At 75.3% G+C, this 12,474-nt stretch carries 12 protein-coding genes and 1 tRNA gene; 5 read left to right on the forward strand and 8 right to left on the reverse strand.

Translation table 11 applies throughout. The annotated features are described in order from the left end of the window. Window positions 1-310: 310 nt before the first annotated feature. Window positions 311-1,522 (reverse strand): formaldehyde dehydrogenase, glutathione-independent, encoded by a 1,212-nt coding sequence (gene fdhA, locus AC0CYZ_RS26195; RefSeq protein WP_472220807.1) that lies wholly within the window; start codon window positions 1,520-1,522, stop codon window positions 311-313. 164 nt (window positions 1,523-1,686) lie between these two features. Between fdhA and AC0CYZ_RS26200 the strand changes: the two genes are divergently transcribed. After that, entirely contained in the window at window positions 1,687-2,802 is a 1,116-nt protein-coding gene (locus AC0CYZ_RS26200) for a VIT1/CCC1 transporter family protein (RefSeq protein WP_472220809.1), read from the forward strand. A 3-nt stretch (window positions 2,803-2,805) separates the two neighbouring features. Here the strand turns inward: AC0CYZ_RS26200 and AC0CYZ_RS26205 are convergent, their stop codons facing one another. From AC0CYZ_RS26205 to glp, 6 genes are all read right to left on the reverse strand, one after another. Continuing rightward, the gene (locus tag AC0CYZ_RS26205) at window positions 2,806-3,546 is read right to left on the reverse strand and encodes a C40 family peptidase (protein WP_472220811.1); all 741 of its coding nucleotides are present in this window, start codon (window positions 3,544-3,546) and stop codon (window positions 2,806-2,808) included. Between the two features lie 389 nt (window positions 3,547-3,935). Then, the gene (locus tag AC0CYZ_RS26210) at window positions 3,936-4,628 is read right to left on the reverse strand and encodes a VOC family protein (RefSeq protein ID WP_472220813.1); all 693 of its coding nucleotides are present in this window, start codon (window positions 4,626-4,628) and stop codon (window positions 3,936-3,938) included. 86 nt (window positions 4,629-4,714) lie between these two features. Next, window positions 4,715-4,787, reverse strand: a tRNA-Ala gene (locus AC0CYZ_RS26215). 123 nt (window positions 4,788-4,910) lie between these two features. Beyond that, window positions 4,911-5,951 (reverse strand): divisome protein SepX/GlpR, encoded by a 1,041-nt coding sequence (sepX, locus tag AC0CYZ_RS26220; protein ID WP_472220815.1) that lies wholly within the window; start codon window positions 5,949-5,951, stop codon window positions 4,911-4,913. Window positions 5,952-6,278: 327 nt separating this feature from the next. Continuing rightward, on the reverse strand, window positions 6,279-6,950 hold the full coding sequence (locus AC0CYZ_RS26225; protein ID WP_472220817.1) for a GNAT family N-acetyltransferase: 672 nt from the start codon (window positions 6,948-6,950) through the stop codon (window positions 6,279-6,281). An 89-nt stretch (window positions 6,951-7,039) separates the two neighbouring features. Then, window positions 7,040-8,272 carry a molybdotransferase-like divisome protein Glp gene (glp, locus tag AC0CYZ_RS26230; RefSeq protein ID WP_472220819.1) on the reverse strand — a complete coding sequence of 411 codons (1,233 nt, stop codon included), beginning with the start codon at window positions 8,270-8,272 and terminating at the stop codon, window positions 7,040-7,042. Window positions 8,273-8,414: 142 nt separating this feature from the next. Here glp and AC0CYZ_RS26235 point away from each other — a divergent pair, with 142 nt between their 5' ends. From AC0CYZ_RS26235 to AC0CYZ_RS26245, 3 genes are all read left to right on the forward strand, one after another. Then, on the forward strand, window positions 8,415-9,791 hold the full coding sequence (locus tag AC0CYZ_RS26235) for a UTP--glucose-1-phosphate uridylyltransferase (RefSeq protein ID WP_472220820.1): 1,377 nt from the start codon (window positions 8,415-8,417) through the stop codon (window positions 9,789-9,791). A 4-nt stretch (window positions 9,792-9,795) separates the two neighbouring features. Continuing rightward, window positions 9,796-10,404 (forward strand): 5-formyltetrahydrofolate cyclo-ligase, encoded by a 609-nt coding sequence (locus AC0CYZ_RS26240; RefSeq protein WP_472220822.1) that lies wholly within the window; start codon window positions 9,796-9,798, stop codon window positions 10,402-10,404. An 87-nt stretch (window positions 10,405-10,491) separates the two neighbouring features. After that, a complete protein-coding gene (locus AC0CYZ_RS26245; protein WP_472220824.1) occupies window positions 10,492-10,896 on the forward strand; it encodes an FmdB family zinc ribbon protein in 405 nt (134 codons plus the stop codon). 194 nt (window positions 10,897-11,090) lie between these two features. Here the strand turns inward: AC0CYZ_RS26245 and AC0CYZ_RS26250 are convergent, their stop codons facing one another. Next, window positions 11,091-12,005 (reverse strand): DMT family transporter, encoded by a 915-nt coding sequence (locus AC0CYZ_RS26250; RefSeq protein ID WP_472220826.1) that lies wholly within the window; start codon window positions 12,003-12,005, stop codon window positions 11,091-11,093. Window positions 12,006-12,140: 135 nt separating this feature from the next. Here AC0CYZ_RS26250 and AC0CYZ_RS26255 point away from each other — a divergent pair. After that, on the forward strand, window positions 12,141-12,474 hold a 334-nt coding region (locus AC0CYZ_RS26255), incomplete at its 3' end, for an SAF domain-containing protein (RefSeq protein ID WP_472220828.1).

Genomic DNA, 12,474 nt, shown 5'->3' on the forward strand with positions numbered 1-12,474 from the left:
ACGGGAGGGCGCCGCGGGAGGCGACGCCGTCGAGGGTCACGGTGCTCGAGGTCGGGGGGTCGGAGGTCGGGGCGTCGGAGGTCGGCGCCACGACAACCGGCGTCGGGCGCGCGGACGTGATGGGTCCCGCGTCGTGGCCGGGGCTGCATCCCGCGGCCGTGAGTCCCCCTGGGAGGAGCCCCACGAGGACGATCGCGGCGGCGGGGATCCGGCGGCGGAGTCCGGGCACCGCCCGATTGTGCGCGGACGCCGCCGAGCTGACGAGGTCACACGGGCGGCTCGGGAGGTGACCGCGTCAACCCGCCGCCGGTCAGGCCTTCACCATGCCGTGGGGGTCGATGACGAACTTCTTCGCCACGCCGGAGTCGAACTGGGCGTAGCCCTGCGGTGCCTCGTCGAGCGTGATCGTCGTGGCGTTGACGGCCTTGGCGATCTGGACCTTGTCGCGCAGGATCGCGTTCATGAGCTGGCGGTTGTAGCGCATCACGGGGCACTGGCCGGTGGTGAACGAGTGCGACTTGGCCCAGCCGAGCCCGATCCGGATCGACAGGCTGCCCTCCTTGGCGGCGTCGTCGGAGGCGCCCGGGTCCCCGGTGACGTACAGGCCGGGGATGCCCAGCTTCCCGGCGGCGCGGGTCACCTCCATGATCGAGTTGAGGACGGTGGCCGGGGCCTCACCGGCGTCCTTGCCGTGTCCGCGGGCCTCGAAGCCCACCGCGTCGACCGCGGCGTCGACGACGGGCTCGCCGACGATCTGCTCGATCTTGTCGGGCAGCGAGCCCTCCTCGGTGAGGTCGACGGTCTCGGCGCCGATGGCGCTCCTCGCGTGGGCCAGGCGCTCCTCGTTCATGTCCCCGACGATGACCGCGGCCGCGCCGAGCAGCTGGGCCGAGGCGGCGGCGGCGAGACCGACGGGGCCGGCGCCGGCGATGTAGACCGTCGAGCCCGTGGTGACACCGGCGGTGACGCAGCCGTGGTAGCCGGTCGGGAAGATGTCGGAGAGCATGGTCAGGTCGAGGATCTTCTCCAGGGCCTGGTCGCGGTCGGGGAACGGCAGCAGGTTCCAGTCCGCGTAGGGCACCATCACGTACTCGGCCTGACCGCCCTGCCAGCCGCCCATGTCGACGTAGCCGTAGGCCGAGCCCGGACGCTCGGGGTTGACGTTGAGGCACACCCCGGTGTGGCCCTCCTTGCACATCCGACAGCGCCCGCAGGCGATGTTGAACGGCACGGAGCACAGGTCGCCCTGCTTGATGAACTCCACGTCGCGCCCGACCTCGACCACCTCCCCGGTGATCTCGTGGCCGAGGATGAGCCCGGGCGGCGCGGTGGTACGCCCCCGGACCATGTGCTGGTCGGAACCGCAGATGTTGGTGGAGACGCAGCGCAGGATCACCCCGTGCGGGCACTGCCGTCCCACGTTCGCCGGGTTCACCCCCGGTCCGTCCTTGAGCTCCAGGCCCGGGTACTCGATGTCCTGGACCTCGACCTTCATGGGCTCGATGTAGGCCACGGCCTTCATGAGGCGCTCCTGACGATTCAACCGGCGCCGGGCCTTCCCCGGCGCTCCTCCCCCAGGCTCCCCTGATGTGGCCCCTGTCACTCGGCCGACGCGCACCGGGCTCGGCGTGCACCGTCGGTGGGGTCGGGTGCGACATCTGCACCGGCCGTGGTGAGACTGGCGGGGTGAACCGAGTCGAGGACGGCGAGGAGACCGCCCGGCCGGCCGAGCGGTCGTCGGCGACGCTGCGGCGCTGGCGGCGGCGCCTGGCCGACGAGCACGCCGAGGCACAGGTCTACCGGCACCTCGCCGAACGGCGCACCGGCGAGGACCGGGACGTGCTGCTCGGTCTGGCCCGGGCCGAGGAACGTCACGCCGCCCACTGGGCCCGGCTGCTCGGCGACCAGGCCGGCCGGCCCCGCAACGGGAACCCGCGGATGCGGCTGCTGGCGTGGCTGGCCCACCGCTTCGGCTCGGTGTTCGTGCTCGCGCTGGCCCAGCGCGCCGAGGCCCGCACCCCCTACGACGACGACGCCGACGCCACCGCGGCCATGACCGCCGACGAACGCATCCACGAAGAAGTGGTGCGCGGCCTGGCCGCCCGCGGCCGCGCCCGGGTCTCGGGCACGTTCCGAGCCGCGGTGTTCGGCGCCAACGACGAGCTGGTCAGCAACCTCTCCCTCGTCCTCGGGGTCACCGGCGGCGGCGTCGCCGCCCACACGGTGCTGCTCACCGGGGTCGCCGGGCTGCTGGCGGGAGCGCTGTCGATGGGTGCCGGCGAGTACGTCTCGGTGCGCTCGCAACGGGAGCTCCTCGCGGCGTCCCGGCCCGACCCCACCGCCCCGCGCTACCTGCCCTGGCTCGACGTCGACGCCAACGAGCTCGCTCTGGTCTACCGCGCACGGGGGATGAGCACCGAGGAGGCCGACCAGCACGCCGCCGAACAGCTCGCCGACCTCGATCCCTCCCCCGACCGTTTCGCCGCCGGCTCCGGCGCCGGGGTCGACCCCGATCACGAGGTGGTCGGCACCGGCCTGGGCGCGGCACTGTCGAGCTTCGCGTTCTTCGCGTCCGGGGCCGCCGTGCCCATCCTGCCGTTCCTGTTCGGCCTCACCGGACTGGTCGCCGTGCTCGTCGCCCTGCTGGCGGTCGGGGCAGCCCTGATGGTCAGCGGAGCCATCGTCGGCATCCTCTCCGGCGGGCCCCCGCTGCGCCGCGGCCTGCGGCAACTGGCCATCGGCGCCGGCGCGGCCGGGATCACCTACGCCCTCGGCCTCCTCGTGGGTGGCGCCGTCGGCTGAGGGCTACTGGACCCGGCCGAACACGGTCTGGTCGTGGTAGAGCCGGTGGACCCCGACGGTCTCGCCGGCATCGGGCGCGTCGATCTGCTGGCCGCCGCCGATGTAGATCCCGACGTGGTGGGCGGTGCCGTCGGAGCTGACGCCGAAGACCAGGTCGCCGGGACGGGCCTCGTCGCGGGTGATCCGCGTGGTGGCGTTCATCTGGGCGTCGGCGGTCCGGGGCAGCTTCGTGCCGTTGGCGGAGAACACCTGCGAGGTGAGCCCGGAGCAGTCGACCCCGGAGTGGGTGTTGCCACCCCACTCGTAGGCGGTGCCGATCCAGGTGCGGGCGGTGCCGACGACCCCGGCCACCGCGGCGTGCGGCGCAGCAGCCGTCCGTGTGGCCGTGGCGGTCCCGCCGGACCGGGGGGCGACGGCGTCGTCGGCGCCGAGGACGAGGTGCTGGCCGACGGCGAGGACGTCGGGAGCGGCGAGGTGGTTGGCGTCGGTGAGCGCCGCGACGGTGCTGTGGTGGGCGGCCGCGATCGCGGAGAGGGTGTCCCCGGCGACCACCGTGTAGCCCGCGTCGGTCTGGGCGGCGGGCGCCGTGTGGGGGGTCGCGAGGGTCGCCGTCGTCGGTGCCGCCTGCGCGGCGGGAGCGCCGAGCGCGCCGAGGGCGGCCAGGGCGAGGGGGCCGGTGGTCGCGGTCACGAGTGCGGAGCGGAGGCGCAGCGGGGTGTGGGGTGCGCGGTGCTTGGGCGGCATGGAGGACCTCGGGGAAGGGCCGGCTCCTCGGGGAGCGCGATCCGGTCGGGGCTGCGCGTGTCGAGACAGCGGGGCCGGCGGCGGGGGAGCGGCGACGGCGCGCAGCAGTGCGGTGATGGCGTGGTTGCGGGGCGTGGTGAGGCTAGGAACCGCCGGCGGTCCGGCTGCGCCAAGCTGAGACCGGGAGCGCGTGGACTGCGCCGACCTGTCGTTCGCACACGCCCAAGGCTCCCCCCGGGCTCCGACCCGCCCAGTCCCTTGCGCCGTTCGCCAGCGTGCGTCTCAGCCGGGAACCACGCGGGCGGGACGGCGCGGCCGGGCGGTCGCGCGGCAGCGACGACCGGATCCGCCGGCGTCGGGCTTCCTGGCCCACCTGCTGCTCGACGAGCTCATCGACCGAGCACCGCGAACCGCGCCCCCGACGGGTCGGCGAGCACGGCCCGCCGCCCCGCGCGGTGCGGCCCGGGCTCCCCGACGACGAGTCCGCCCGCGGCGGTCGCGGCCGCGGCGGCCACGGCGACGTCGGCCACGGCGAAGTGCACCAGCCAGTGCGGCAGCGCGTCGCCGGCGAACACGACGGCGCCGAGCGCCGGCCCGCCGCGGTGAAGCGTCGTGGTGCCGGGCTCGTCGGTCGGTGCGTGGGTGTGGCCCAGGACGGCGCCGTAGAACGTCTTCGTCTGCCCGGGCTCCGCCGAGGCCGCCTCGACCCACGCCGGGCCGGGCCCGACGTCGTCGGACTCCCACAGCCCGACGACGGCGCCGCCCGCGTCGAGCGCGACGGCGACGAGGCCGCCGAGCCCGTCGTCGTCGGGACCGTGCAGCAGCATGCCGCCGGCCTCCACGGCCCGGTCGGCGGCGTCCGCCGCGTCCTCGACGGCGAAGTAGAGCGTCCAGCCGGGCGGGCTGCCCTCGGGGCCGCCGATCCCCGCCACGCGGCGCCCCTCGGCGAGCGCCACCGCCTCGTGGTGCCCGGCCGCGCCGTCCTCGGTGAACGTCCAGCCCAGGACGGCGGCGTAGTAGGCGAGGACGTCCGGCCCGTCGCCGATCGTGAGGTCCGCCCAGCAGGGCACGCCGTCGGCCATGACCGGCAGTGTGGCCCGCGGAGCGGGACGGCGCCGGACGCACGACGACCCCCGCCGCGGTCCGACGGGGGTCGTGGGTCCTGGAGTGGAGCTGAGGGGAATCGAACCCCTGACCTACTCGATGCGAACGAGTCGCGCTACCAACTGCGCCACAGCCCCGACGACCGTGAACTCTAGCAACCATCGCGCACCGCCCCCGCCCCCGGGTGGTCGTCCACGGACCCCTCGCGGGAGGCAGGTTCCGTGGACGGCCACCCGGGGGCGGGGCCGGGTGCGCGGCGGTCAGGCGCCGGCGGCCACGCGGCGGTAGGCCGGGACGCGGGAGTCCGAGAGGTCGTGGAAGTCGGGGTGCTCCTCGCTGTCGGCGACGAGCTCCATGCCGTCGGGGACCGCCGGGGCCGGCGTGCGCGGAGCGATCCAGCGGGGCGCGGGGACGTCGAGGTCCTCGTACCCGTCGTCGTCGTGGTCCCGGTCGTCGTGCGCGTCGAGGTCGGGGTCCTCGTCGTCGAAGCCGTCCGCGACCTCGTCGTCGGCGCCCCACTGCTGGACCTGCGCGAGGCGGGCCTCGTGCTCGGCCTGCCGGTCGCGACGGGCCTCGAGCGCGCGGCGCTCCCCGGTGAGGCGGGCGAGGCGGCGCCGGCGGACCTCGTCCTCGATCCGCGTCTGGCGGCGCAGGAAGACGAGGTAGCCGACGAGGCCGAGGTCGGTGACGACGTGCAGCCACCACAGCACGGGGCTCACGACGAGGGCCGCGAGCAGCGAGAGCACGGCGATCGCGATGAGGCCCAGGGCCACCCGCTGGCGGAAGGTGTAGCGGGCGTGCGCGGCGGCCGCCGCGGCGTCCGCGTCGAACCCGCCGCGGCCCGGGCGGTAGGTCCGCGGGCGGACGTCGTCGTCCGGCGCGGCGGCGTCGGGTCCGTACCCGTCGTCGTACTCGTCGTCGTGAGCCTCGGTCGCGAGGCGTCCCTCGTCGCGGTCGTCCATGCCCTCGTCCTCCCCGGCGTCGTCCCGGAACGGTCTGCGGCCCCGGCCGCGATCGAGGACGCGGCCCTCCGGCGCATCCGCGCCCGCCGCGTCGGTCTCGTCCGTGTCGGCGGTGTCCGCCGCGTCCACGGTGTCCTGCGGATCGGCGCCGGCCCGCTGCGGCGTCGCGGTGATCACGGTGGCGACGGGCGCCGCGGGGCGCTCCGGGCGGGCGAGCACCCGCGAGGCCAGGTGCGCCTCGGCCGGCTGCGGCACCATCTGGCGCCGACGGGCCACCACCGGCACGAGCACGGCCAACCACGCCACCACGAGCGCGGTGAACACCAGCGAGCTCGGCACCGTGCGCCCTCCCCGACCCCTCGTCCCCCCGACCACAGGACCGGACTCCCAGGGACCGGTCCTCTCGGACCGGACCCCGTGAGGACCTGACCGACGCTCGCCACGCTAGTCACACGAGTCCCATCCGCCCCGTAGCCGACACGGCGTGTCGTGCGCGAACCGTGACGACGACCCTCCAGTGAGGGAAGCAGTGTGGCGAACACTGGTCCGGTGGCCACTCGATGGACTGTCGGAACGAGGAATCGTCTGGGCCGTGTGGGTGGTCGAGCAGAGGTCGAGGCCCGTGTGGGGGTCGAGGGCGGCGGACGGGCCGGGGCAGTGGGCTTCTCAGGCCCGGGTGGCGCGCCCGGCCCGCAGCACACGGCCGACGAGACCGTCGGGGAGGACGTCCTCGGCGGTGACCGCGAGGACGACGTGGTCACGCCAGTCGCCGTCGACCTCGAGGTAGCGCTTGAGCAGCCCCTCCTCGCGGAAGCCGAGCTTGCGCAGCACCCGCAGGCTCGCGCCGTTCTCGGGACGGACGGTCGCCTCGATGCGGTGCAGCCCGACACGGGAGAAGCAGTGGTCGACGGCGAGCGCGACGGCCGCCGTCGTGACGCCCTTCCCGGCGTGCTCGGCGGAGACCCAGTAGCCGACGTAGGCGGAGAGGAGCGGCTCGCGCACGATGTTGCCGACGACGACCTGGCCGGCGAACCGGCCGTCGATGGTCAGCGCGTAGGGCAGCGCGGTGCCGGCCCGGCCCATGGCGCGCAGCGTCCCCCAGCGCCCCGGCCACTCCACGAGCGCGTTGTGGTCCGCCCAGCGCCCGGGCGGGACCGGCTCCCAGGGCGTCAGGTAGGCCTCGTCTCGCAGCCGCAGGCGCGACCACTCGCGGCCGTCCCGGAAGCGGACCGGGCGCAGCGAGACGACCCCGGCCGGGGTCCGCAGCTCGCGCAGCCAATCGGGCCAGCCGGGGTGGCGGCCCGTCGGGCGCGTCCCTCCCCAGATCGGCACGACCATGCCGGGAGTTCTAGCAGAGGTGCGCTCCGCGCTCGTGAGCACTAATCCGCCCTATGACACGGACTAGTGCTCACGAGGCCGCAGGCCACCTACCGCGGCGCCAGGAACGCCACGCGGACCTCCTCGTCGAGCCCGGCCTCGGTGACGTCCTCGTCCAGCACGATCAGCGCGTTCGCCTCGGCCAGCGACGACAGCAGGTGCGAGCCCGCCGTCCCGAGCGGCTGGGCGAGGTAGTCCCCGCTCGTGCGGTCGCGCAGCAGCTGCCCCCGGACGTAGCTGCGGCGCCCGGGCCGGGACGCCACCGGGGAGAGCAGCCGCGCCGTCACCTCGCGGCGGTGCAGCTCGGGCCGGCCCAGCGCGAGGCGCACCAGCGGGCGCACGAGCACCTCGAAGACGATCAGGGCGGAGGTCGGGTTGGCCGGGAGCAGGAAGGTCGGGATCTCGTCGTGGCCGAGGCGCGCGAACACCTGCACCGAGCCTGGGTGCATCGCCACGCGGGAGGTGTCGACGGGGCCCAGGTCGCCGAGCGCCGCGGCGACCGCCTCGCCGTGCTCCCCGCCGACGGCCCCGGCCACCAGCACCACCTCGGCCAGCCCGAGCCGCGCCTCGACGGCCTCGCGGACCAGCGCCGGGTCGCTCCCGACGATCCCGATGCGGGTGACCTCCGCGCCCGCGTCGCGCGCCGCGGCGGCGAGCGCGTAGGAGTTCACGTCGAGAACCTGGCCGGCGCCGGGCGTGCGGTCGACGTCGACGAGCTCGTCGCCGACGGCGATCACCGAGACCCGCGGCCGCGGGTGCACCAGGACCTTCGTCCGCCCCACCGCGGCCAGGAGACCGACCTGCGCGGGCCCGACGACGACGCCGCGGCGCACCGCGACGTCCCCGGGCGCGACGTCCTCGCCGGTCCGGCGCACGAACGCCGCCGACGGCACGGGGGCCTTGACGGTGACGCGGGCGCGGCTGGAGGGCACGGCGTCGTCGGTGTGGTCGTGCGGGGCGACGGCGTCGGCAAGGGTCGGCAGCGGGGCGCCGGTGGCCACGCGGACGGCCTGGCGCGGGCTGAGCCGGTGGGCCTGGCGCGACCCGGCGGCCACCTCGCCGACCACGGGCAGCTCCACCGGCTCGACGTCGGCCTCCCGCACGTCGACGGCGCGCACCGCGAAGCCGTCGACGGCGGCCTGGTCGAACCCGGGTAGTGCGCGGTCGGCCACGACCTCCTCGGCGCACAGCAGCCCCTGCGCCTCGGAGATGGGCACGCGCACGGGGGCGGGTCGCACCGCGGCGTCGAGCACCCGGCGCAGCTGGGCATCCACGGTCCTCACGGGCCCATCGTGCTACGACACGCCGTGCGATCGGGGCACCGACGCGCCCGGGTCCCCACGGCGCGCCCGGGCGTCACCCGGCTGTCGGGGGGTCCGGCTAGGGTCGCCCGGGTCCCGATCGCGAGCGAAGGCAGCCCGAACCATGGTCGATCCGGCCGCTGTGAGCGCCGACCACCCCGCCGTCGTCAAGCTGGAGAAGGCCGGCGCACACCCGATGGAGCTCGCCGCGTTCCGCCGGCGGCTCGCCCAGCTGGCCACGCCCGGCGTCGGGACACTGCCGGGCGACGAGCTCTCGCCCGTCGAGCCGCTCCCCCGCCTCGAGGACCTCCCCGAGCCCGATGAGGAGACCACGCGCGCAGTGCTGGACCGCCTCGCCGTCGTGAAGCTCAACGGCGGCCTCGGCACCAGCATGGGGCTCGACGGGCCGAAGTCGACGCTCGAGATCAAGCCCGGGCACAGCTTCCTCGACGTGATCGCCGTCCAGACGCTCGCGATGCGCCGCGCCACCGGGGCCCGGCTGCCGCTGCTGCTCATGGACTCGCCGACCACCCGCCCGCCGTCGCTGGAGCGGCTGCGCGCCCACGCGGGCCTGGACGACCAGCCGCTGCCGCTGGACTTCCTGCAGGGCATCGAGCCGAAGCTCGACGCGGAGACCCACGAGCCGGTGGAGTGGCCCGCCGACCCGCAGCTGGAGTGGTGCCCGCCGGGTCACGGCGACATCTACACCGCGCTCGCGGCCAGCGGGATCGCCGCGACGCTGCTCGAGGCGGGCGTGCGCTGGTGCTTCGTCTCCAACGCCGACAACCTCGGCGCGCGGCCCGACCCGCGGATCGCAGCCTGGCTCGCCGAGCACGAGGTCCCGTTCCTGCTGGAGGTGGTGCGCGGCACCGAGTCCGACCGCAAGGGCGGGCACCTCGCGGTGCGCGACGGCCGCCTCGTGCTGCGGGAGTCCGCGCAGGTCCCGGAGGGCGACCCGTCGTTCGGTGACCTGGACCGGTGGCACTACTTCAACACCAACAACATCTGGTTCGACCTGCGGGCGATCACGGCGCTGCAGGAGGACGACCCGGCGGCCCCGGAGCTGCCGCTGATCGTCAACCGCAAGACCGTCGACCCCACCGACAAGGGCTCCACCCCGGTCCTGCAGCTCGAGACGGCGATGGGCGCGGCGATCTCGACGATCGACGGGGCCGGCGCGCTCGAGGTGCCGCGCACCCGGTTCGCGCCGGTGAAGACGACCGACGACCTGCTGGTCGCGCGCTCGGACCTGTGGGAGCTTCGCGACGACGGCGCGATGGTGCCGCACTTCGAGGGCCGGCCGCCGCTGGTCTCGCTCGACAAGGCCCACTTCGGGATGCTGCGCGACTTCGATGCCCGGTTCCCGGCGGGCGCTCCCTCGCTGGTGGACGCCGAGCGGCTGGACGTGCGCGGGGACGTGACCTTCACCGGGCCGGTGACGGTGCGGGGGTCGGTGACGCTCGAGGGTCCGCGCGAGGTGGAGGGCACGCTCGAGGGGTGAGCCCGTGACCAAGGACGCGCTGCGCCGCGAGCTGCTCGCCCGGCGTCGGGAGCGAGGCGACGACGCCCGGTGGCGCGACGCGGCGGCGCTCGCGGCCGGGCTGCCCGGGGTGCTCGACGCCCTCGACGCGGACCCGCGGCGCCCGCTCTGCCTGCACGTGCCGGTCCGGCGCGAGCCCGGGGCGGCCCCGGACGGGGCGGTCCCGCTGCTCGACGCGGCGGTCGCGCTGGGTCGGCGGGTGCTGCTGCCGGTGACGGTCGGAGAGGCACCGCTGGACTGGGCGTCGTTCGGCGGGCGGGAGGACCTCGTGCCGGGGCCGCACGGGCTCCTCGAGCCCGGGGGCGCGCGGCGGGGACCGGGGGCCATCGGGGACGCGGCGGTCGTCGTCGTCCCGGCGCTCGCGGCGACGCCGGGCGGGGTCCGGCTGGGCCGCGGCGGCGGGCACTACGACCGGAGCCTGCCGCTGGCGGGTCCGTCGACCGTGCTGGTGGCGCTGATCGGCGACGACGAGCTGCTCGAGGAGCTGCCCGCCGAGCCGCACGACGTGCTGGTGGACGCCGTGTGGCGGCCCGGCGCCGGCCTGCTGCGGACCGGTGCGCGGGGAACAGCGTGATCCCCGACCGTGTTGGCACTCGTGCGAGGTGAGTGCCAGATACACTCCCTCGACGCAGAGTCCCCTCGGGTGACGACAGGAGCGAGCGTGCCCACCTATCCCTACGCCTGCACCGAGTGCGACCACCGGTTCGAGCAGGTCCAGGCGTTCACCGACCCGTCGCTCACCGAGTGCCCGGTGTGCGGCGGCCGGCTGCGCAAGGTGTTCTCGTCCGTCGGGATCGTGTTCAAGGGCAGCGGTTTCTACCGCAACGACAGCCGCGCGACGGCTTCGAGCTCGTCGTCCTCGTCGGACACCGGCGCGGCGTCCTCGGGCGAGTCGTCGTCGGCGTCCGGTTCGTCGGACTCGGGCACGTCGGGATCGTCCGACGCGAAGTCCGGTTCGGACACGAAGTCGGGCTCGGATGCGAAGTCCGGGTCGTCGTCCTCGAACGGGTCGACGTCGGGCGGCTCGTCGTCCGGGTCGAGCACCACGGCGGCGAAGAGCGCGTAGCTCCGGCACGCCGGCGGACGAGGGAGAGGTCCGGGTCGGCAACCCCGAGTCGCCGACCCGGACCAACACGGTGCTCGACCCGCTCCCCAGCGGTCGGTGGCCCCGTGCCTTGTACAACGAGAGACGCCGCCGACTGACGCGCGTTGCGCGGTAACGGGTTTGAAATTCCTGGATCACCCATTCGGCGCACGGTCTCAGCGCGTTCGGCGACGACCCGTGGCGGCCGGCTGTCGCCCGGACGAGGCGTTCGCCCCGGGATTGCCTTCGTGCACGGCCAGCACCGGTGACCGTGCGAGCAGGAAGACGCCGACGGTGAGCATCACGGCGCCGATCAGCCCGCCCCAGAACCAGAGCCCCCCGGCGACCTCCTCGCCGAGCAGCCCGGTCCCCCAGAGGAACGCCAGCAGGGGGTTGCCGAGCGTGAGGCCCGGCTGCGAGGCGAGGAGCCGGCCCGCGCGCAGTCCGGACTGCAGCGTCCAGAACGCGAGCGGCCCGACGGGGATCAGCAGGTAGCTCTGCCACGTCGTGACGACCTCGCCGAGCCCGCCGACCGCCAGCGCGTCGGTCATCGCCTTGATGATGACCGCGACGAAGCCCGACCCGATCCCGGCCGCGATGCCGAAGAAGGCGGCCTTGCCCACCGGGCCCGAGGTCTGCGCGATCGCGACCGCGGCCCCCATCACGGCGAGGGTCACCAGCGTCCCGAGGATCCAGCGCAGGTTCCCGGCGGCGAGCGCGTCGCCGTCGTGCGGGCGCAGGCAGGCCAGCAGGACCACCAGCCCGACGCTCATCGTCGCCACGGCGCCCCACTCGTACCGCCGCAGCGTGCCCCCGAGGATCCACTTGCCGACGAGCAGGGTGAACGGCAGCTCCATGACCAGCACCGGCTGGACCAGCGAGACCGAGGCGAGCCGCAGCGCGAGGATCTGGCAGACCACCGCGATCCCGAAGACCAGCGTGCCGAACAGCCACGGTGGCCGACGCACCATGTCGCGGAAGGATCCCGCCGAGCGCCCGCGCTGTCGGGCACTGTCCTGGGCGGCCTTGCGCTGCAGCGTGAGGGCGAGGGCGTTGCCCAGGCACGCCAGGAGTACGAGCACCACGGCCATTCGGGTGCGCCTCTCCTCGCGAGCGGACTGCTTCGAGACTCCACGCCGTCCACAGGCGCCGCGTCTCCCCCTATTGTCCACAACCGGTGAGTGGTGACCGTGTGCGGGCCCGATCGAGTGCCTACCGTCCGGTTCGTGAGGATCGTGGAGCGGACAGGGGCGGGCGTCCGGCGCCCCCGGTGGGCCCGCCTGCCGCGCGGGTGGCGCCGGGCGGTGGCACTGCGCCGGCTCGCAGCCGCACTGCTCGTCGCGACCGCGGTCGTTCTGGCGGTGGCGGGGGCGGCGTCGCCGTCGGTGATCGGGACACCCGTGGTCGTGGCGCGGCGGGACCTCGCGCCGGGGGCGGCGGTGGGTGCCGACGACGTCGGGGTGGTGTCACGTCCCCCGGACGGCGTCCCGGGCGGCGCGCTGGGGGCCGTGGGCGACGCCGTCGGGCGGCACCCGGTCGGTCCGGTGCGCGTGGGCGAGG

This window comes from Actinomycetospora sp. (genome assembly GCF_055612215.1).